Source organism: Streptomyces sp. NPDC107500 (genome assembly GCF_055582785.1).
In genome coordinates this window covers 20,741-40,770 of sequence record NZ_JBVJPF010000001.1, presented here as the reverse complement: position 1 = coordinate 40,770, position 20,030 = coordinate 20,741, and the positions used below count along the sequence as shown (strand labels likewise).

General features: G+C 72.7%; 14 protein-coding genes and 1 pseudogene. 8 read left to right on the top strand and 7 right to left on the bottom strand.

All coding sequences use genetic code 11. The features are described from left to right. Positions 1 to 26: 26 nt before the first annotated feature. A complete protein-coding gene (locus ACZ67M_RS00160) occupies positions 27 to 1,580 on the top strand; it encodes a hypothetical protein (protein WP_469848943.1) in 1,554 nt (517 codons plus the stop codon). Positions 1,581 to 1,601: 21 nt separating this feature from the next. On the opposite strand, the gene ACZ67M_RS00155 is transcribed toward ACZ67M_RS00160, so the two are convergent. Beyond that, positions 1,602 to 2,015: an organic hydroperoxide resistance protein gene (locus tag ACZ67M_RS00155; protein WP_361353746.1), complete on the bottom strand. Its 414-nt coding sequence runs from the start codon at positions 2,013 to 2,015 to the stop codon at positions 1,602 to 1,604. A gap of 137 nt (positions 2,016 to 2,152) precedes the next feature. Here ACZ67M_RS00155 and ACZ67M_RS00150 point away from each other — a divergent pair, with 137 nt between their 5' ends. The 3 genes and pseudogenes from ACZ67M_RS00150 to ACZ67M_RS00140 all read left to right on the top strand — a co-directional run. Continuing rightward, the gene (locus tag ACZ67M_RS00150) at positions 2,153 to 2,623 is read left to right on the top strand and encodes a MarR family winged helix-turn-helix transcriptional regulator (protein WP_122619794.1); all 471 of its coding nucleotides are present in this window, start codon (positions 2,153 to 2,155) and stop codon (positions 2,621 to 2,623) included. 74 nt (positions 2,624 to 2,697) lie between these two features. Then, a complete protein-coding gene (gene galE / locus ACZ67M_RS00145) occupies positions 2,698 to 3,678 on the top strand; it encodes a UDP-glucose 4-epimerase GalE (RefSeq protein WP_361353743.1) in 981 nt (326 codons plus the stop codon). Between the two features lie 7 nt (positions 3,679 to 3,685). Next, a pseudogene (locus tag ACZ67M_RS00140) lies at positions 3,686 to 4,181 on the top strand (hypothetical protein); the annotation flags it as partial. A 10-nt stretch (positions 4,182 to 4,191) separates the two neighbouring features. On the opposite strand, the gene ACZ67M_RS00135 reads toward ACZ67M_RS00140, so the two are convergent. Both ACZ67M_RS00135 and ACZ67M_RS00130 read right to left on the bottom strand, forming a co-directional pair. Next, a complete protein-coding gene (locus ACZ67M_RS00135) occupies positions 4,192 to 4,569 on the bottom strand; it encodes a nuclear transport factor 2 family protein (RefSeq protein WP_385802889.1) in 378 nt (125 codons plus the stop codon). Between the two features lie 53 nt (positions 4,570 to 4,622). After that, on the bottom strand, positions 4,623 to 5,255 hold the full coding sequence (locus ACZ67M_RS00130) for a TetR/AcrR family transcriptional regulator (protein WP_469848939.1): 633 nt from the start codon (positions 5,253 to 5,255) through the stop codon (positions 4,623 to 4,625). Positions 5,256 to 5,421: 166 nt separating this feature from the next. Here ACZ67M_RS00130 and ACZ67M_RS00125 point away from each other — a divergent pair, with 166 nt between their 5' ends. The 4 genes from ACZ67M_RS00125 to ACZ67M_RS00110 all read left to right on the top strand — a co-directional run bounded on the left by ACZ67M_RS00125 (position 5,422) and on the right by ACZ67M_RS00110 (position 11,272). Beyond that, the gene (locus tag ACZ67M_RS00125) at positions 5,422 to 6,348 is read left to right on the top strand and encodes an ABC transporter permease (protein ID WP_361353732.1); all 927 of its coding nucleotides are present in this window, start codon (positions 5,422 to 5,424) and stop codon (positions 6,346 to 6,348) included. After that, entirely contained in the window at positions 6,341 to 7,192 is an 852-nt protein-coding gene (locus ACZ67M_RS00120; protein WP_469848937.1) for an ABC transporter ATP-binding protein, read from the top strand. The genes ACZ67M_RS00125 and ACZ67M_RS00120 overlap by 8 nt, the downstream gene beginning before the upstream one ends. 124 nt (positions 7,193 to 7,316) lie before the next feature. Beyond that, positions 7,317 to 9,533, top strand: a complete 2,217-nt coding sequence (locus tag ACZ67M_RS00115; RefSeq protein ID WP_469848935.1) for a CDP-glycerol glycerophosphotransferase family protein — start codon at positions 7,317 to 7,319, stop codon at positions 9,531 to 9,533. Continuing rightward, positions 9,530 to 11,272 carry a glycosyltransferase family 2 protein gene (locus ACZ67M_RS00110; protein ID WP_469848933.1) on the top strand — a complete coding sequence of 581 codons (1,743 nt, stop codon included), beginning with the start codon at positions 9,530 to 9,532 and terminating at the stop codon, positions 11,270 to 11,272. Before ACZ67M_RS00115 ends, ACZ67M_RS00110 begins: the two co-directional genes overlap by 4 nt. Before the next feature lie 290 nt (positions 11,273 to 11,562). Here ACZ67M_RS00110 and ACZ67M_RS00105 read toward each other — a convergent pair whose 3' ends face one another. The 4 genes from ACZ67M_RS00105 to ACZ67M_RS00090 form a co-directional block, all read right to left on the bottom strand. Beyond that, positions 11,563 to 13,035 (bottom strand): hypothetical protein, encoded by a 1,473-nt coding sequence (locus tag ACZ67M_RS00105; protein WP_469848931.1) that lies wholly within the window; start codon positions 13,033 to 13,035, stop codon positions 11,563 to 11,565. Between the two features lie 127 nt (positions 13,036 to 13,162). Further along, a complete protein-coding gene (locus tag ACZ67M_RS00100) occupies positions 13,163 to 18,118 on the bottom strand; it encodes an NAD-glutamate dehydrogenase (RefSeq protein WP_361353719.1) in 4,956 nt (1,651 codons plus the stop codon). Positions 18,119 to 18,573: 455 nt separating this feature from the next. Continuing rightward, the gene (locus ACZ67M_RS00095; protein WP_385802902.1) at positions 18,574 to 19,245 is read right to left on the bottom strand and encodes an HAD family hydrolase; all 672 of its coding nucleotides are present in this window, start codon (positions 19,243 to 19,245) and stop codon (positions 18,574 to 18,576) included. 46 nt (positions 19,246 to 19,291) lie between these two features. After that, on the bottom strand, positions 19,292 to 19,795 hold the full coding sequence (locus ACZ67M_RS00090; RefSeq protein ID WP_450735347.1) for a DUF6912 family protein: 504 nt from the start codon (positions 19,793 to 19,795) through the stop codon (positions 19,292 to 19,294). Between the last annotated feature and the right edge of the window lie 235 nt (positions 19,796 to 20,030).

Genomic DNA, 20,030 nt, shown 5'->3' with positions numbered 1-20,030 from the left:
CGAATGTCCCATCCTCTGATCCCTTCGTGAGCGCCGACGTCCTCGTCCGGCGGCCGGTACGCGGCGCGACGGCGCTGCGCGGTGGCCGCGGGTGGCGCCCCACCCCGTTCCAGGTCGCCGGTTTCCTGTTCCTCCTGGTGATGTCGCTGGCGTACTGGGCGGTGCCGCTCTGCTGCGACGCGGGCCAGCACGCGGCGGTCGTGGAGCGCCTGAAGGCCGACCTCCTGAACCCCCGGCACCCGATGGCCGACCTGCCCGGCGCGGGCAGCGCGTACTACTCGCCGTACGCCCTCGCCCAGGGCCTGTTCGCGCGGCTGACCGGGCTGGGCGGCTGGGAGGTGGTGCGGCTCGCCGGGCCGCTGAACCTGCTGGTGCTGCTGACCGGCCTGAACCGGTTCGTACGGGTGCTGAGCCCGCGGCCGTGGGCGCCGGTCCTGGCGCTGGGCGCGATGACGCTGCTGTGGGGCACCGAGCGGGCCTGGTGGAGCGGCTACCTCGGGCTGATGTCGATGACGGGCAACCTCGGCTACCCGTCGACGTGCGCGATCGGGCTCACCTTCTGGGCGTGGGCGCTGACCGGGGCGCGGGCGAGGGACGAGCGCCGGGTGCGGTACGTGGGGCCGGGCGGCCTGCGCGGACTGCCCGGGTACGCGGGGCTCGGCGCCCTGTACGGGCTGGTCCTGCTGATCCACCCGATCACCTCGGTGGCGGCGGCGCTGGGCGCGGTGGCGCTGGTGGCCGGGTGGCAGCGCGGATGGCGCGGCCCGGTCGTGGGGCGCTGGGCGCTGACGGGCGCGGTGGCGGTGGCGTCGGCGGCGCTGTGGCCGTACTTCGACGTGTTCGCGCTGGCCGGCGACGACAGCGTGGACGCGCTGCACCGGGTGCTGTACCTGGACCTGCCCGGTGAGTTCTGGCTGGGGCTGCTCGGGCTGCCGGCGCTGTGGGCGCGCGGACGCCGGTCGGCCCGGGACCCGCTGGTGCTGATGTTCGCGCTGGACTGCGCGGTGGTGGCGTACGGCTGGTGCAGCGGGCACTACACCTACGGCCGGATCCTCGGGCTCTCGCTGGTGCCGGCGCAGCTCGCGCTGGCGGTGGAGCTGGCGGCACCCCGGCCGTGGGGGCGGTGGCGCAGGGCGCTGGGCGGGGTGGCGGCCGCGGGTGCCGCGCTGGGGTTCCTCACGGTGCACGCGGGGGCGGTGGTGCCGCGGGCGCTGGACCCGGTCGGCTTCGAGCAGCCGCCCGCCTGGCCGGACTACACGTGGGCGGCCCGGCACATCGGCCCCGGCGAGGTCGTGATCACCGACGGCTACTACGCCGGGCACGCCATCGCCGGGTACGGGCCCAACCTCGCGGCACCCGCCTGGCCGGACCCGTCGCTGGACGAACGGGAGCGCGGGCGGCGGGCTGCCGACGTCCGGGCGTACCTCGCGCCCGGGTCGACCCGCGCCGGGCGCGCCGCCGTCGTCCGCCGGTACGACGTCCGCTGGCTGCTGCTGACCCGCTGGCACCCGGTGCCCGAGGAGGCGGTCGTGGTGGCGTGGAGCGGGCGCACCGGCGAGGTCCTGGCGCGGGTCGGATGAGCGGGGGTGCCGCCGGCCGGACTACTCGACGACCAGCTCGACCGGGATGTTGCCCCGGGTGGCGTTGGAGTAGGGGCAGACCTGGTGGGCCTGCTCGACCAGCTTGCGGCCGGTCTCCTGGTCGAGGCCCTCGGGCAGCTCGACGCGGAGGGTGACGGCGAGCGCGAAGCCCTCGCCCTGCTTGCCGATGCCGACCTCGGCGGTCACGGCTGCCTCGCTGACGTCGACCTTCGCCTGCCGGCCGACGAGACCGAGGGCGCTGCCGAAGCAGGCGGCGTACCCGGCGGCGAACAGCTGCTCGGGGTTGGTGCCCTTTCCGTCGCCGCCCATCTCGACGGGGGCGCTGAGCGCGAGGTCGAGCTTGTTGTCCGAGCTGACGGCGCGGCCTTCGCGGCCGTGGGTGGCGGTGGCGGCGGCGGTGTAGAGCGCGTCCATGGGAAACCCGTGCCTCTCAGTGGGGTGCGTCGCACGTGGTGGCGACCGCTGACATCCACAAGTAGAGCACGCAATTTGAAAGCGTGCAACTAAATTGCGCACAACTAAATGACGTCTGGTCGGCTACCCTGGATCCCATGACCACGCCCGCGACCGACTGGCTCCGCCTGGACCAGCAGATCTGCTTCTCCCTGAACGCCGCGTCCCGCGCCTTCGGCGGCGTCTACCGCGTGGTCCTCAAGGATCTGGGACTCACCTACCCGCAGTACCTGGTGCTGCTGGTGCTGTGGGAGCACGGCGAACTGCCCGTGAAGAAGCTCGGCGAGCACCTCCGCCTCGACTCCGGCACGCTCTCGCCGCTGCTCAAGCGGCTGGAGGCGGCCGGTCTGGTCCGGCGGGAGCGCAGCGCGCGCGACGAGCGGTCGGTGGAGGTGCGGCTGACCGGGGAGGGCGTCGCGCTGCGCGAGCGGGCCGCCGAGGTGCCGCGCAGGATCGCCGCGGCGACGGGGCTGGACGTGACCGAGGTCCAGGACCTGCGCGACCGCCTCGACCGGCTCACCTCCGCCCTGGACGCCTACGGCACCGATCCGGCCCCGGCACCGTCCTGAGGGGTGCGGGCGCCCGCGGGTCCCCGATGACGGATCATGTCCACACAGGACCACTCACGAGGGGACGGCCGCACATGACCTGGCTGATCACCGGCGGCGCCGGATACATCGGGGCGCACGTCGTACGGGCGATGACCGAGGCGGGCGAGAAGGCGGTGGTGTACGACGACCTGTCCACCGGCATCGCCGACCGCGTGCCCGACGGCGTCCCGCTGGTGGTGGGCTCGGTCCTGGACGGCGAACGGGTCGCCCGCGCCCTGGCCGACCACTCCGTCACCGGCGTCGTGCACCTGGCCGCGAAGAAGCAGGTCGGCGAGTCGGTGGACCTGCCGCTGCACTACTACCGGGAGAACGTCGAGGGCCTGCGCGTCCTGCTGGACGCGGTCACGGCGGCCGAGGTCCCGTCCTTCGTCTTCTCCTCCTCCGCCGCCGTGTACGGCATGCCGGACGTCGACCTGGTGACGGAGGAGACTCCGTGCGCGCCCATGTCGCCGTACGGCGAGACGAAGCTGGCCGGCGAGTGGCTGGTGCGCGCCACCGGCAGGGCATCGGGCCTGGCCACCGCCTCCCTGCGCTACTTCAACGTCGCGGGCGCGGCGAGCCCCGAGCTGGCCGACACCGGCGTCTACAACCTCGTCCCGATGGTCTTCGAGAAGCTGACCGAGGGCGCCGCCCCGCGCGTCTTCGGCGACGACTACGCGACGCCGGACGGCACCTGCGTCCGCGACTACATCCACGTCGTCGACCTGGCCGAGGCCCACGTCGCCGCGGCCCGCGCGCTCCAGTCCTCGCCGGGCCGCACCCTCACCCTCAACATCGGCCGGGGCGAGGGCGTCTCCGTCCGCGAGATGATCGACCACATCAACGCCCTCACCGGCTACGACCACCCTCCGACGGTCACCCCGCGCCGCCCCGGCGACCCGGCCCGCGTCGTCGCCTCGGCCGACCGCGCCGCCGTCGAACTGGGCTGGAAGGCCAAGTACGACGTCGAGGAAATGATCACGTCGGCATGGTCGGGCTGGGTACGCCTGCACCCGGAGGCGGCGCGGGACTGATCCGGCGGGCGGATCCGGTGTCGGCAAGAGCAGCCGTCGGGTGGGAGGTGTCCGCGCTGCTGCGAGAGGCCGGGACCGCGCACTGCCTGATCGAGGGGGACGGCATGGACCAGATCCATCCCGCCCCCGAAGGGGACCCGCACCGCACGGCGGTGACGGAGCGGAACATCGCGGCGGTGTGGGCGAACTACGCGGCGCTCGGACAGCGCAGGCTGATCTACACCAACACCGTGAGCATCCTCGAGGCGCCGATGATCGTACGGGCCATGGGCGGGTGCGGGGTGCGGGGCACCCGGGTACTGCTGACCGCGGGTGAGGGCGTCGTGCGGCAGCGGTTGGCCCGGCGGGAGACCGGTTCGCAGCTCGGCGTCCACATCGAGCGGAGTCTTCGTACGGCCCGGCGGCTGTCCGACGAGGCTCCCGCCGGGACGGTCCGGGTGGCCACGGACGGCCGGACGGTGCCGGACATCGCGGCCGAGGTGCTCCGGGCCGCCGCCTGGTGAAGACGGCGGGTCACAGGGGCCGGACGAACTCCGCCCGCCACTTGGGGGACGGGTCCGAGCCCGGTTCCGTCCAGTACTCCCGGCCGGCGATGATCCGGCCGTCGCGGACCGTCCACAGCGACACGACGCGGTGGACGCCCATCGTCTCGTGCGGGACCTCCACCTCGGAGACCACGGTCTCGCCGTCGGACACGACGCGCAGCACGTCGATCGACCAGCCCTCGGGGTACTCCGCGTTGACCGCCACGAAGTCCGCGCGGCCCACGATCCGCTCCGCGCTGACCGGCCACTCCACGACCAGGTCGTCGGCCAGCAGGGCGCCGAGACCCACCCAGTCACGGGCCTGCATGCGCGCCCAGAACTCCCGCACGACCGCCATAGGTTCCATGCCCGCATCCTCGCAAGCACCACTGACAGTGCGGTGATGCCGCGGCCCCGCCGTCAGAGCGCGCGCAGCCCCGCCGCCGTCGCCCGGGCCAGCGCGGCCAGGTGGCCCTTCGGCAGCTTCGGGCTGCGGATGACCACCGAGCGCCAGTACAGCGGGCCCGAGATCAGGTCGAGGGCCAGGTCGGTGTCGAGACCGGCGGCCAGCTCACCGCGGACCGCCGCCGCCTCGAGGATCTTGCTGGCGACGCCGTCCTGACCCTCCCGCAGGGTCTTCCGCAGCATCTCGGCGATCTCGGGATTGCGGGCCGCCTCCGCCTGGAGGTCGGGGATGATCTGCGAGGCCACCGGGTGGCGCAGGGCCCGGGACGTCACCTCGTACAGCAGCCGCAGGTCACCCTCCAGCGAACCCGTGTCGGGCGCGGGCAGGCCCTGCACGGCCAGCGCCGAGACGACGTCGAGCACCAGGTGCAGCTTGGAGCGCCAGCGCCGGTAGACGGCGGTCTTGCCGACCCCCGCGCGGCGCGCGATCCCCTCGATGGACATCCGCGCGTAGCCGACCGCCGCCAGCTCCTCGAAGACCGCCGCCCGGATCGCCTCCGTCACGTCCTCGCGGAGTACGGCCGCCCCGGCGGGGGCCCGGCGGCGGCGCGGGCGCGGCTGGGGCTCGTCGGCGGCGTCGGTCGTCATGCGGGACAGCATAGGGCGTAGCGACGAAACGGTTGCGTTCCGACGCCAGCACGCCGTACGCTCCCGTTACGACGATACGGTCCCGTCCCGACGTGAATGAACGCCTCCCGACACCCGGGTGAACGACGGGATTCGCTTCCACCCCCCTGAGCGAAAGCAGCGCGGAGTGAGCCAGGTCCTCGACACACCGCCCCCGACAGCGGCCCCGCCCGCCCCCGCCGACCACGACCTCGGCGCCCTCGCCGCCCGGCACGGTCTGACGGTCAGCGGCGCCCGCCCCTCCCTGCCCGAGTACGTCCGCCAACTGTGGGCCCGGCGGCACTTCATCGGCGCCTTCTCCACCGCCAAGCTCACCGCCCAGTACAGCCAGGCCAAGCTGGGCCAGGTCTGGCAGGTGATGACGCCGCTGCTCAACGCGGCGGTGTACTACTTCATCTTCGGTCTGCTGTTGAACACCAGCCACGGGGTGGAGGACTTCGTCCCGTTCCTGGTCACCGGCGTGTTCGTGTGGACGTTCACGCAGAGTTCGATCATGGCGGGCACCCGGGCCATATCCGGCAACCTCGGCCTCGTCCGCGCCCTGCACTTCCCGCGGGCCGCGCTGCCGGTCTCCTTCTGCCTCCAGCAGCTCCAGCAGCTGCTGTTCTCGATGGGCGCCCTCGTGGTGATCCTGCTGGCGTTCGGCGTCCCGCCCGGCCCCTCGTGGCTGCTGGCGATCCCGGCGCTGGTGCTCCAGTTCGTGTTCAACGCGGGCGTGGCGCTGGTCATGGCCCGGGTGGGCTCCAAGATCCCGGACATGGCCCAGCTGATGCCCTTCCTGCTGCGCACCTGGATGTACGCCTCGGGCGTCATGTTCAGCATCCACCACATGACCGGCCCCGACAGCGACCTGCCGTCCTGGGTCGGCCCGCTGCTCCAGGTCAACCCGGCCGTCGTCTACATCGACCTGATGCGGTTCGCCCTGATCGACAGCTTCGGCGGGGACATGCTGCCGAACCACGTGTGGGCGATGGCCCTGGGCTGGGCCCTGGTCGTCGGGATCGGCGGCTTCATCTACTTCTGGAAGGCCGAGGAGACCTACGGTCGTGGCTGACAACACCCCTGCCGAGCGCGTTCCCACCGTCGTCGTCGACGGCGTCGACATCGTCTACCGGGTCAACGGCACCGGGGCGGGCCGCGGCTCCGCGACCGCCGCCCTCAACCGCATCCTGCGCCGCAAGAAGAGCGAGAAGGCCACGGGCGTGCGCCGGGTGCACGCGGTGAAGAAGGTGTCCTTCGTGGCGTACCGGGGCGAGGCGATCGGCCTGATCGGCACCAACGGCTCCGGCAAGTCGACGCTGCTCAAGGCGGTCGCGGGGCTGCTCCCGGTGGAGAACGGCCGCATCTACACCGACGGCCAGCCCTCGCTGCTCGGCGTCAACGCCGCCCTGATGAACGACCTCACCGGCGAACGCAACGTGTACCTGGGCGGCCTGGCGATGGGCATGTCCCGCGCGCAGATCAAGGAGCGCTACCAGGACATCGTCGACTTCTCCGGGATCAACGACAAGGGCGACTTCATCACCCTGCCGATGCGCACGTACTCCTCCGGCATGTCCGCCCGCCTGCGCTTCTCCATCGCCGCGGCCAAGGACCACGACGTCCTGCTGGTCGACGAGGCCCTGGCCACCGGCGACCGCTCCTTCCAGAAGCGTTCCGAGGAGCGCATCCGGGAGCTGCGCAAGCACGCCGGAACGGTCTTCCTGGTCAGCCACAGCAACAAGTCCATCCGCGACACCTGCGACCGGGTGCTGTGGCTGGAGCGGGGCGAGCTGCGGATGGACGGGCCCACGGAGGAGGTCCTGAAGGAGTACGAGAAGTTCACCGGCGGCCCGGACAAGGCGGCGAAGCCGAAGGCCGCACCCAAGGCGGCGCCCAAGGCGAAGGTCTCCGCCTGACGGCGCCCTTCCCCCGTGAGGCGTACTCTCGATTAACCCTTTTGCCTGTTTGATGCCACCATATCCGAATAGACACGACCCCAAGGAGTGCGCAGGGAGCGACCGAGGCTAAGGAGCCCCAGCGATGCCCGAGACCCCCGACCTCAGCGTCGTCGTCCACGGCCCCAACGTCCAGGACCACCTGCCCGCACTCCTCGACTCCCTGGCCGCCCACCCCCTCACCGGCGTCGAAGTGATCGTCGCCGCCGTCGGGGACTGGGCCGGGGAGACGGCCGAGGGCCACGTCCCCGCGTTCACCGTGCTGCCCCTCCCCGACGGCGCCCGCGACTCCGCGGCCCGCGCGGCGGGGGCGGCGCGGGCGCGGGGCCGGTGGCTGCACTTCGTCCACGCCAAGGACGGGCTGCCCCCCGGCGCCCCGCGCACCGTCGCCCAGCACGCCGCTGACCTCCCCGACACGGTGGACGTCCTGCTGTTCGACCACGTCCGCAGCACCTGGCGGGCCTCCGGACTGCCCTCCCCCGACGGTCCCCGCCTCGCCCGCGCCGGACACGCCGACCTCGCCCTGGACGACCGCGCGGCGCTGCTCGGGCTGACCCCGCTGCTCGGGAACCGCGCCGTGCGGGCCGGCTTCTGGCGGGCGCACGAGCGCCTCCTCACCACCGACGACGAGCCGTTCGCCGCCCTCGTCGCCCTGCTGCTCGCCGACCGCGTCGCCTGCCTGCCCCAGCCGGCGTTCGAGGACCGCCGACTGCGCGCCGAGAGCCTCCCACCGGTCACGCCGGAGCAGCGGTACGCCCTGGTCGACCGCTACGAGACGCTGCTCGGCCTCGCCGCCGACCGCCCGGCCGTCCGCGGCGCCCTGTACGACCTGATGGTCCGCGACTGCCTGCGCACCTTCGCCCGCGCCGGAATGCCGGACGACGTGGCGCGGGAGTTCTTCCGCCGGGCGTCGTCGGCCGCCCGGCGCCTGCGCCCCGACGGCCACCGGAACCCGGCCGGACTCGAAGGCGTACGCCGGTCGCTGCTGGCCGACGGCGCGTACACGAAGTACCGCGCCCTCCAGGCCGCCAACCACACGCGCCGCAGGGTGCGGTCGGCGGTGCGCACCGGCAGGCACCTGGCCGGCGACCGGGTGCGCTCCCTCCAGTACCGCAGGGCCCTGGCCCGCCCGATCGACCCGCACCTCGCCGTCTTCTCCGCCTACTGGGCCCGCGGCGTGGCCTGCAACCCGGCCGCGATAGCCGCCGAGCTGGCCGAACTCGCCCCGAACGTTCACCCGGTGTGGGTGGTCACCGCGGCGAACGCGGCGCTGCTGCCGCCCGGCACCGACCACGTCGTCCCCGGCACCCGCCGCTACTGGGAGGTGCTGGCCCGCGCCAAGTACCTCGTCAACAACGTCAACTTCCCGGACGCCGTGGTCAAACGCCCCGGCACCGTCCACCTCCAGACCCACCACGGCACCCCGCTCAAGCGCATGGGCCTGGACCAGCTGCCGTACCCCGCCGCCGCCCGGGGCCTGGACTTCCCGGCGCTGCTGGAGCGCGTCGACCGGTGGGACTACAGCGTCTCCGCCAACGGCCACACGACCCGCATGTGGCAACGGGCCTACCCGTCCCGCCACGTCTCGCTCGACCACGGATATCCGCGCAACGACGTCTACTACACGGCCGGCGCCACCGAGGTCCGCGCGGTCCGCGAGCGCCTGGGCATCCCGCCCGGCCGCAGGGCGATCCTCTACGCGCCCACCCACCGCGACTACGAGGCGGGCTGGACCCCGCGCCTCGACCTCGCGGCACTCGCGGCCGACCTCGGCGAGGACACGGTCCTGCTGGTCCGCGCCCACTACTTCTACGAGGGCGCGTCCACCCCGTCCGCCCCGCTGGCCGGCCTGCGCCGCACCGGCCGCCTCGTCGACGTCTCCTCCTACGAACCCGTCGAGGAACTGTGCCTGGCCGCCGACGCGCTGGTCACGGACTACTCGTCGATCATGTTCGACTACGCCAACCTGGACCGCCCGATCGTCATCCACGCCGACGACTGGGAGACGTACCGCACCACCCGCGGCGTCTACTTCGACCTGATGGCCGAGGCACCCGGTCCGGTCGCCCGCGGCCAGGCCGAACTGACGGAGATCCTCACCACCGACGCCTGGCACGACGAGCGCGCGGCCAAGGCACGGACCGCCTTCCGGCGCCGGTTCTGCGAGTACGACGACGGCCGCGCCGCCGAACGCGTCGTCCGCCGGGTCTTCCTCGGCCAGGACGAACGCACGCTGCCCCCGGTCCTGCCGATCGAGGAGCGCACCCCGGCGCCGAGCCCCGAGGAGGCCAACGCGTCATGAGAGCCGCCACCGGAGCAGCCACGAGTCCGGCCACCGACCCGGCCGCGGGCCCGCCGTCCGCGCCCTCGTCCGTGGAGGCCCCGGACGTCACCGTCACGGTCATCGTCTACAACGACGCCGAGCGCCTCCCGCGCGCGGTCGCGTCCGTGCTGCGCCAGACCCACGCGAACATCGAGGTCGTCATCAGCGACGACCACTCGACCGACGCGACCCCCGAGGTGGCCCGCGCGCTGGCGGCCCGCGACCCGCGCGTCGTGTACCTGCGCCTGCCGGAGAACAGCGGCGGGTGCAGCGTGCCGCGCAACCGCGCCCTGGAGATCGCCCGGGCGCCGTACCTGATGTTCCTGGACAGCGACGACGAACTCCCCGAGCGCGCCGTCGAGACCCTGCTCGCCGCCCACCGCGAACGCGACCTCGACTTCGCGATGGGCGCGGTGCACCGGATACGCGTGGACGGCGGACGCCGCACCACATGGATGCCGCACCTGGTCGCCGAACGCCGCACCCTGGACGGCATCGAGGCCGATCCGCGACTGCTCTTCGAACACCTGTCGACCAGCAAGATGTACGCCCGCGCCTTCCTCGACCGACACGGCCTGCGCTTCCCCGAGGGCATCCACTACGAGGACCAGCTCTTCTCGGCGCAGGCGTACTGCCTGGCCAGGACGTTCACCGTCGTCCCCGAACCGGTCTACCGCTGGTACGTCGCCCCGTACGCCGCCTCCGAGACCGCCTCCATCTCCAACCAGCGGCACCTGCTCAGCAACGTCTGCGACCGGGTCCACGTCCAGCGCCTCATCGACGCGTTCCTGACCGGGAGCGGGCACGAGTCGCTGCGCGAGGACAAGGACTTCAAGTTCCTCAAGCACGACTTCCGCATGTACGCCGGTGACCTCCCGTACCGGGACGACGCCTGGCTCGCGTCCTTCGCCGACCTCATGACGCCCTACCTCGACACGCTCGCCGAGGGCGCCTACGCGCGCCTGCCCCGCGCCGAACGGGTGGTCCTCCAACTGCTGCGCGACCGGCGCCTGTCCGACGTACGCGTGGCGGCGCGGGGCCTCGGTCACGCCGTCGCCCCGCGCCGGGTGACGCCGGACGAGGAGAGCGGGCGGACCTACTGGGGCGAGGAGATCCCCGGGTCGGCCGGGGCCCGCCGCGAGCTGGACCTGACGGACCTGGAGCTGGACACCCGCCCGTTCTTCACCGCCCTGCTCCGGCACGAGATCACGGACCTCGCGCGCGGCCCCGGTGCGTCGATCGACCTCACGGTCCGCACCTACGACCCCGCGCTGCGCCTCCCGGTCGGGCCGCAGCGTGCCACCTTGCACCTCTCGCCGGGCCACCGGCGCCTGACGGTCCCCTTCCGCCTCTCCCCGGTCCGCCCCGGCGTCTTCGAGGGCCGCGTCCGCCTCGACCTCGCGGCGGTCCGCCTCCCCCTGCACGGCTTCGAAGGGCTGCGCCACCCCGTACTCCGGCTGCGCCACGAGGGCCGCGTCCACACCGGCATCCTCCTGGCCCCGCTGCGCTTCCCGGCCCTCACCGCCCGCGTCCCGTACCACGCCGGCACCACCCCGCACCGGGTCACGGTGGAACCTGAGGGCCACAACCCGGGCCGCATGCAAGTCCACTGGCAGCCGGTGGGCACTACGGCGACCCTTCTCCACCCGGCCGCCCGCCACCTCTCCACCCCCCGAACCCGCCGAGCGGCCCGCCTGGCGTCAAACATCCTCCGCTGACCCCCGAGCTACAGGCAGTCGCACCGCACTCAGCTGCGGGCAGTCGTGCCACTGGGGCTGCACGGCTAGGCGCACCCTCCCCCCATCCCACCCAGCTGCGGGCAGTCGTGCCGCTGAGGCGGCACGGGTGGACGCACCCTCCCCCGCATCCCACCCAGCTGCGGGCAGTCGTGCCGCTGGGGCGGCACGGGTGGGCGCAGCGGCACCCGGCCAGCGCCGGCCCGCGTCACCCACCCCCGGCCCACACCACCGCCGGGCACCCGGCCAACACCCGTCACGCCAACAGCCGCTCACCCCACCACCGCGTACAACACCCACCCACCGGGCCCCCGCCCCACCTCCCGCAACCCCGCATCCCCCCGCACGCCCATCCCCCGATCCACCACCCACCGCACGTCATAGGCCCGCTCGATCCCCCTCCGCACACCCCCCGACACCCCCTCCACCCCCACCGAGAAATACCTCCGCACCGCCCCCACCCGCTCCCCCTCGTCATCGAGGAAGAAGTCGGTGTACCCCGGCGCCACCGTGTACGCCCCGGTCGCCGGAATCCGCCGGGACGGAAACTCCCTCGCCATGACCACGTCCCCGTACCCCACCCACCGCGTGATCCAGCCGTACCCCTCCCACGGCTCCCGGTACTTATCCGCCACCACCCCCGGCAACGCCCCCGGCCCGACCGCGTACCCCAGCATCCCCGCCTGCCCCCAGGCCCCCACCACCAGCGCCACCCCCAACACCCCCGCCCACACCCACCGCACCGCCCGCCGCCCGGACTCCCCCACCTCCACCGCCACCGCGAGCTGCGCCGGAATCACCGCCGCGGGCAGCACCCGCCCCCACGACCAGTGCCCGGTCACCCCGCCCGCCACGAACACCACCAGCCCCAGCGCGAAGAACAGCACCAGCACGTCCCGCCGGTCCCGCCGCCACCGCACCACCAGCGCGGCCACCCCCACCAGCACCAGCCAGTACCGCGCCCACAGGTCCCGGTACAGCGACCGGTGCACCTCGTCCATCCCGTCCCCGGCGCCGAAGAGCGCGAAGAAGTCGTAGTACGGCCAGGCCCACAGCACCACCACTCCCAGCGCCAGCGCCCCCGCCACCCGCGCCCACACCCGTCGCCCGGCATGCCGCGCCCCGACCACGACGGCGAGCGCGCCCAACGACGCGACGATCCCGGAGTACTGATGGACCAGCAGGATCACGGCCCACAGCAACCCGCACCCGAGCCGGCTCCCCCACCCGTCCGCCCGCGCGAGCCACGCCCACAGGTGGAACGCCAGCCCGAGGGCGAACACACTCGGGTACGCCACCGTCAACGCGAGGGAGTGCAGCCCGAGGAAGCCGCTCCAGCTGAACTCGGTCGTCCCCCACAGCAGCACCAGGCACAGCAGCGCCAGCGGGGGCACCACCGGGCGCGCGCTCAGCGTGCGGGCGTACCGCCACACCCCCGTGACCAGCACCGCGAGCGCCACCACCGCCCCGATCCGCAGCACGGTGAAGACGGAGAACCCGGTCACCCCGGCCACCCAGCCCAGCGGCACCGTCCACGGCGTGTAGTACGGGCTCGGCGTGTCCGCGTCGACCAGCGGGTTGCCGGGGTGGAGGAGGTCGTGCCGCAGGCGTTCGAGGGTGGCGGCGTGCATGCCCAGGTCACCGATCCAGGGCAGCCGGACCACCACCAGGACCAGCAGCAGGAGGACGAGGGCCGCCCCCGCTCGCGCCAGCGCGGTGCGCGTCAATGCGGAACGCCCGGTCACGCGATCACTTTATCCGCACAAGACTCCCAAATGGGGCACGAATCAGGCGTCGACACTCAGACATGAAGGCGCCCCGGGCCGTCAGGACCCGGGGCGCCCGCCAAACCCTGTTCGGGCGGCTACGCCGTCACGCGTGCGTGCGCAGCAGCGTCCGCATCGTCCGCATCGCCACCGAGAGGTTGGACAGGTCGAACGCGTCCGAACCCTGGATCTCCTCCAGCGTGGTCCGCGCCCGGCCCAGGATCGCCGCGTTCTTCTGCTCCCACGCCTTGAACCGCTGCTCCGGCGTGGACGTGCCGTTGCCCGCCGCCAGGACGTCGGCGGTGAGCGAGGCGTGGGCCGCGTACAGGTCCTCGCGGATCGCCGCGCGGGCCATGGACTGCCAGCGGTCGGTGCGGGGCAGATCGCTGATCCGGTCCATCAGCTGGGTGACGCCCAGCCGGTCGGCGAGGTCGTAGTACACGTCGGCGACCTCCAGCGGCTCCTTGCCCATGCGGTCGGCCACCGACACGATGTCCAGCGTCGGGAAGGCCGAGGAGAACCCGGCCACCCGGGTGGCCGTCTCGTCCGGGACGCCGGCGTCGGTCAGCTCGTCGAAGATGCGCTGGTACCACTCCGCGTCCGCGCCGCGCAGCAGCTTCGGCAGCTGCGACCAGACCTGTTCGACGCGCTCGGCGAAGAACTCCACCGTCTCGGCCAGCTCCAGCGGCTGCGGCCGGTTGTTGAGCAGCCAGCGGGTGCCGCGCTCGACCAGACGGCGCGAGTGCAGCCGGATCCGGGTCTGCACCGCGGCGTCGACCTTGGTGTCCAGGGCCTCCACCGCGTCCCACACCGGGGCGGAGCGGAAGATCGCCCGGGCCGCGGTCTGCGCCCGCACGATCTCCTCCAGCGACGCGCCGGTCTCCTCGCGCATCCGGTGCAGGTACGTCGTACCGCCCGTGTTGACCGTGTCGTTGACCAGGACGGTCGTCGTGATCTCCCGGCGCAGCGGGTGGCCGTCGATCCGCTCGAGGAACTGCTCGCGCAGCGCCGTCGGGAAGTAGGCGTGCAGCAGGCCCTTGAGGTACGGGTCGTCGGGCAGCGAGGTGTGCAGCAGCTCCTCGGCGACCGTGATCTTCGTGTACGCCAACAGCACGGCCGTCTCCGGGCCGGTCAGACCCTGGCCGCTCTGGAGGCGCTCGCGGATCTGGCGGTCGGTGGGCAGGAACTCCAGCGCCCGGTCGAGCCGCCCGTCCCGGACCAGGTGGCGCATGAAGCGCTGCTGGGCGTGGAGCATGTCGTTGGACTGGGCGAGCGCGTTGGCGATCGCCGTGTTCTGCGCGTAGTTGTTGCGCAGGACCAGCGCGCCGACCTCGTCGGTCATCTGGGCGAGCAGCTTGTTGCGCTGCTTGACCGTCATGTCACCGTCCTTGACCAGGCCGGTGAGCAGGATCTTGATGTTCACCTCGTGGTCGGAGGTGTCCACGCCCGCGCTGTTGTCGATGGCGTCGGTATTGATCTTGCCGCCGGTGCGGGCGAACTCGATCCGGCCCAGCTGGGTCAGGCCCAGGTTGCCGCCCTCGCCGACGACCCGGGCGCGCAGGTCCCCGCCGTCGACGCGGATGGCGTCGTTGGCCTTGTCGCCGACGTCCGCGTTGGACTCCGTGGAGGCCTTGACGTAGGTGCCGATGCCGCCGTTCCACAGCAGGTCCACCGGGGCCGAGAGGATCGCCTTCATCAGGTCGGCCGGGGTCATCTTGGTGACGCGGGCCTCGATGCCGAGGGCCTCGCGCAGGTGCGCGTTGACCGGGATCGACTTGGCGGTGCGCGGGAAGACGCCGCCGCCGGCCGAGATCAGCGCGGTGTCGTAGTCCTCCCACGACGAGCGCGGCAGGTCGAACAGGCGGCGGCGCTCGGCGTACGAGGTGGCCGCGTCCGGGTTCGGGTCGATGAAGATGTGCCGGTGGTCGAAGGCGGCGACCAGGCGGATGTGCTCGCTGAGCAGCATGCCGTTGCCGAACACGTCGCCGGACATGTCGCCGATGCCGACGACCGTGAAGTCCTGGGTCTGGGTGTCGACGCCCAGCTCCAGGAAGTGCCGCTTGACGGACTCCCAGGCGCCGCGGGCGGTGATGCCCATGCCCTTGTGGTCGTAGCCCGCGGAGCCGCCGGAGGCGAAGGCGTCGCCGAGCCAGAAGTTGTAGGACTCGGCGACCCCGTTGGCGATGTCCGAGAACTTCGCGGTGCCCTTGTCGGCGGCGACCACGAGGTAGGTGTCGTCCTCGTCGTGCCGGACGACGTCCGCGGGGTGCACGACCTCGCCGGCCACCATGTTGTCGGTGATGTCGAGCAGCGCCGAGATGAAGGTCTTGTAGCTGGCGATGCCCTCGGCCATCCAGGCGTCGCGGTCGACGGCCGGGTCGGGCAACTGCTTGGCGACGAAGCCGCCCTTGGCGCCGACCGGCACGATGACGGTGTTCTTCACCATCTGCGCCTTGACCAGGCCGAGGATCTCGGTGCGGAAGTCCTCCCGGCGGTCCGACCAGCGCAGACCGCCGCGCGCGACCTTGCCGAACCGCAGGTGCACGCCCTCGACTCGCGGCGAGTACACCCAGATCTCGAACGCCGGGCGCGGCGCGGGCAGGTCGGGGATGGCCTGCGGGTCGAACTTCATGGAGACGTAGTCGTGCGGCTTGCCGCCCGCCGCCTCCTGGAAGAAGTTGGTCCGCAGGGTCGCCTTGATCACGGTGAGGAAGGACCGCAGGATCCGGTCCTCGTCGAGGCTGGCCACCTGGTCGAGGGCCGCGTCGACCTCTTCGAGCAGGGCGTCGACGATCTCCCGCCCGGCGCGCTGGCGCTCGGGGGCCATCCGCGCCTCGAACAGGGAGATGAGCAGCCGCGTGGTGTGGACGTTGTTGCGGAGGGTGTCCTCCATGTAGTCCTGGCTGAACGTGGAGCCCGCCTGCCGCAGGTACTTGGCGTACGCCCGCAGCACCATGGCCTGGCGCCAGTTCAGTCCGGCGCTGAGCACGAGGGCGTTGAAGCCGTCGTTCTCCGCCTGGGCGTTCCAGGTGGCGGCGAAGGCGTCCTGGAAGCGCTCGCGGGCGTCGTCGCCGAGGTAGTCGGCGCCGCCGGCCACCGACTTCGGCATCCGCAGGCCGAAGTCGTAGATCCAGGCCGTCGTGCGGTCGGCGCAGCGCAGCTCGTAGGGGCGCTCGTCGGTCACCTCGACGCCGAGCCGGCTGAGCACCGGGAGGACGGCGGACAGGGAGACCGTGCCGCCCTTCTGGTAGATCTTGAAACGGCGTTCCTCCGGGCCGGCGCCGACCGGCTCGTAGAGGCTCAGCGCGAAGGTGTTCCGGTCGTCGAGGCGCTCCAGGTGGCCGAGGTCGGCGACCGCGGAACGCGGGCCGTGGTCGGCCTTGTAGCCCTCGGGGAAGGCACCCCCGTAGTGCCGCAGCAGCTCGGCGGCGCGCTCCTCGCCGACCTCGGCGGTCAGCGCCTCGCCGAACCCGTCGGCCCAGGACCGGGCGGCCTCGACCAGGCGGGCCTCGATGCGCTCCTTGTCGGTCTCGGAGAGGTGCGGCAGCTCGGTGCCCTGCGGGACCCGGACGACGAAGTGCAGCCTGGACAGGATCGACTCGGTGTTCCAGGCGGTGAAGTCGACGCTGGTGCCGCCCAGCTCCTCCTTGAGGATGTCGATGATCCGCAGCCGGACGCCGGTGGTGTAGCGGTCGCGCGGGAGGTAGACGAGCGCCGAGTAGTAGCGCCCGTATTCGTCCTGGCGCAGGTAGAGCCGCAGGCGGCGGCGCTCCTGGAGGTAGAGCACCGAGGTGACGATCGGCTCCAGCTCCTCGACGGGCATCTGGAACATCTCGTCGCGCGGGTACGTCTCCAGGATCTGGAGCAGGTCCCGGCCGTCGTGGCTGTTGGGCGAGAACCCGGCGCGCTCCAGCACCTCCTCCACCTTGCGCCGCACGACCGGCACCCGGCGGACGGACTCGGTGTACGCGGCGGAGGAGAACAGGCCGAGGAAGCGCCGCTCACCGACGACGTCGCCGTTCTCGTCGAACTTCTTGACGCCGACGTAGTCCAGGTACGAGGGCCGGTGCACGGTGGCCCGGCTGTTCGCCTTGGTCAGCACCAGCAGCCGGTGCTCGCGCGCCTTGGCCCGGGCGTCGGCGGGGAGCCGCTCGAAGGACGGGCTGACGGGGTGGCTCTCGTCGGTCTCGTGGTGCGGGTCGGAGCGCAGGATGCCCAGGCCGGTGCCGGCGACGGCGGCGAGGGAGTCGTCCTCGCGCAGCTCGTACTCGCGGTAGCCGAGGAAGGTGAAGTGGTCGTCGGCCAGCCAGCGCAGCAGCTCGCGGGCCTCCTCCACCTCACGCGCGGGCAGGTCGCCGGGGGTGTGCTCGGCGGGCAGCCCCTCCGCGATGCGGACGGCCGCGTCCCGCATCTTGCCCCAGTCCTCGACGGTCTCGCGGACGTCGTTGAGGACGCGCAGCAGGTCGGCGGTGATCTGCTTGAGGTCGCCGCGGTCGGTCTCGCGGTCGAACTCGACGTGGATCCAGGACTCGACGTGCGCGTCGTGCGGGAGGTCGGCGGTGGGCCGGCCGTCGAGCACCTCCACGAGCTTGCCGGCGACATCGCGGCGCACCACGATCTGCGGGTGGACGACGACGTGGATGCCGCGGCCCTGACGGGTCAGCTCGTTGGTGACGGAGTCGACGAGGAAGGGCATGTCGTCGGTGACCACCTCGACGACGGAGTGGCTGCACGTCCAGCCGTTCTCCTCGACCGTCGGGGTGTGCACCCGCACGTTCGCCGTGCCCTGCGGGCGGTTCTCGGCCAGCCGGTAGTGCGAGACGGCACCGCCGAAGACGTCGACCGGGTCGCGGTCGGCCAGGTCCTCCGGAGCGGTGTGCCGGTAGTAACGCCGGAGGAACGCGAACACGGATGCGTGGTCCGGGGCCGGAGTGCCCGGGGTGTCCGGGGTCCCCTTGTCCGTCGTCCCAGTCGGTAGGTGCCCCCCGACCGGGCTGTTCTCAGCTACCCGCGCAGCCCTTTCGAGCAGCTCGGCCTTGGCTTCGTCCAGCTTGGTCTGCATTGTCCTCTGGCTCCTGTCGCGCGCCGTTGCGTGACGTAGAAGAAAGTACGGTCTCCTGCCTTCCGGCACGACGTCGAGACGCGGGGTGTCCGGTCTGCTCCGACGCTATGCCGCAAGATGAGAGGAGCGGGGGCATATCGGCCAATGTCGCCGCACCGACCGGGTGTGACATCGCTCTCGCCGTCACCGTCCGGGGTGTGCGCGGCGCCCTGCGGGGAGCCTGCGGCGCCCCGTCCCGCTCGCGAGGACCAGCGACCGCCGCCCGGACACGGATGTGGTCCGTGCGTACCGGGCGCAGGGCAGGGGCACCTGTGCCCCCGCGAACTATCGCGCTGATCACGCCACCAGGCTATCGCCCCGCACGGGCCCCTCGTCACGAGCCGCATGTGTACAAAACCATGCCCGGAACTTGGACGTTCCGCACAGCTACGCGCGGCCCGACGGCGGCCACGGACTCACGCGGCCAGCCGCTCCGCCTCCGCCACGGCCTCCGCCAGCGTGTCGACCACGGGCACCCCGACGCCCTCCAGGCTGGCCCGGCTGTGCGATCCCCCGGTGTACAGCACCGCCCCCGCGCCCACGTACCGCGCGGCGACCGCGTCGTCCGCGGCGTCCCCGATCACGACCGTCCGGGCGGGCTTCACCCCGGAGACGGCCAGCTCCTCGAGATGCCGCACCATGTGCTCAGCCTTGCTGCCGCCGGACGGCCCGGTCCGCCCGTCGACCCGTATGAAGTGCGCCTCGATCCCGAGCCCCTGGACCAGGGGGACCAGCTCCTCGTGGCCGTACATGCTCAGGATCGACTGGCTCCGCCCCGCCGCGCCCCAGCCCGCGAGCAGCTCGGCCGCCCCGTCGGTGAGCCCGCACGCCGCCCGATGCCGGGTGTAGTGCCGGTGGAAGGTGGCGTCCATGACCTCCCACTCGGCCTCCGTGGGCAGCCGGCCCAGCAGCCGCTCGTAGAACTTCGGCACCGGTACGCAGTACAGCGCCCGGTACTGCTCCATCGTGATCGGCGTCATGCCCAGCTCGGCGAAGGCGGCGTTCGTCGCCCCGATGATCGCGTCGTTGTCGTGGAACAGCGTCCCGTTCCAGTCCCAGACGATGTGCGCCCCTGTCTGCATCCCCATGCCCGAAAACGTACCCGCCGCCACTGACAATCGGCAGGCCGCCGGGTCAGCGTCCGGCTTCCAGCAGGCCGGGGATCTCCTGCGTGGCGTACCAGAGCAGCTCGTGGTCCTCGGCGCCGTCCACCACGGACCGGGCGTCGTCGTCCCCGGCGTCCGCCGCCGCGAGGGCCCGGGCCGCGGCGGTCACGTCCGCCTCCGCGTCGCCGGAGTCGACGTGCACCGAGGCCACCTTGGCCAGCGGCAACGGACCGGCCACCCGCACCGCGCCGTCGGGCGCCCGGTCCGGGTCGGCCGAGACCGCGCCGTCGGGTACGTCGACGGCGACCACGACCCGGTGCCACTGGGCACCCGGAGCGGCCGCGAGCAGGCGCAGTGAGGTCTGGGCGGCCCGGCCCAGGGCGGCGTACTCCAGCTCCTCGACGTCGTCCGACTGGTACCACTCGCGCAGCGCCGGCGTGACGGCGTGGGCGGGGAGCGGCCCTGCCCCCAGCTCCCCGGCCCGGTGCGCCTCGGCGAGGCCGGACAGGGTCAGGGGGACGTAGACGCGCATGGGACCGCCGCTTTCGGGTCGGGGGCTTCGGGCCCGAGGAGCCCTGGTGAGGCCCCGGTGGAGCCCCGGAGGGGTCTTCAGGATACGTCCGGGTGTCCCCTTTCGAGTTCCCACCCGTGACGCCCAGGGCGTCCACCCCCGGCCCGGAATTCACCCGCTCCGCCCGCTCCGCACCGGGCCTCGGCGCGGTCCCGGTCACTCTGATAGGTGAACCTTGCGACCCCCGCGGCACGGG

What these genes read in the sequence shown, in the direction of transcription:
- ACZ67M_RS00155 (WP_361353746.1), bottom strand. Translation starts at nt 2,015, where the DNA reads ATGGACGCGCTCTACACCGCCGCCGCCACCGCCACCCACGGCCGCGAA.
- ACZ67M_RS00150 (WP_122619794.1), top strand. Translation starts at nt 2,153, where the DNA reads ATGACCACGCCCGCGACCGACTGGCTCCGCCTGGACCAGCAGATCTGC.
- galE (WP_361353743.1), top strand. Translation starts at nt 2,698, where the DNA reads ATGACCTGGCTGATCACCGGCGGCGCCGGATACATCGGGGCGCACGTC.
- ACZ67M_RS00135 (WP_385802889.1), bottom strand. Translation starts at nt 4,569, where the DNA reads ATGGAACCTATGGCGGTCGTGCGGGAGTTCTGGGCGCGCATGCAGGCC.
- ACZ67M_RS00130 (WP_469848939.1), bottom strand. Translation starts at nt 5,255, where the DNA reads ATGACGACCGACGCCGCCGACGAGCCCCAGCCGCGCCCGCGCCGCCGC.
- ACZ67M_RS00115 (WP_469848935.1), top strand. Translation starts at nt 7,317, where the DNA reads ATGCCCGAGACCCCCGACCTCAGCGTCGTCGTCCACGGCCCCAACGTC.
- ACZ67M_RS00110 (WP_469848933.1), top strand. Translation starts at nt 9,530, where the DNA reads ATGAGAGCCGCCACCGGAGCAGCCACGAGTCCGGCCACCGACCCGGCC.
- ACZ67M_RS00100 (WP_361353719.1), bottom strand. Translation starts at nt 18,118, where the DNA reads ATGCAGACCAAGCTGGACGAAGCCAAGGCCGAGCTGCTCGAAAGGGCT.
- ACZ67M_RS00095 (WP_385802902.1), bottom strand. Translation starts at nt 19,245, where the DNA reads ATGGGGATGCAGACAGGGGCGCACATCGTCTGGGACTGGAACGGGACG.
- ACZ67M_RS00090 (WP_450735347.1), bottom strand. Translation starts at nt 19,795, where the DNA reads ATGCGCGTCTACGTCCCCCTGACCCTGTCCGGCCTCGCCGAGGCGCAC.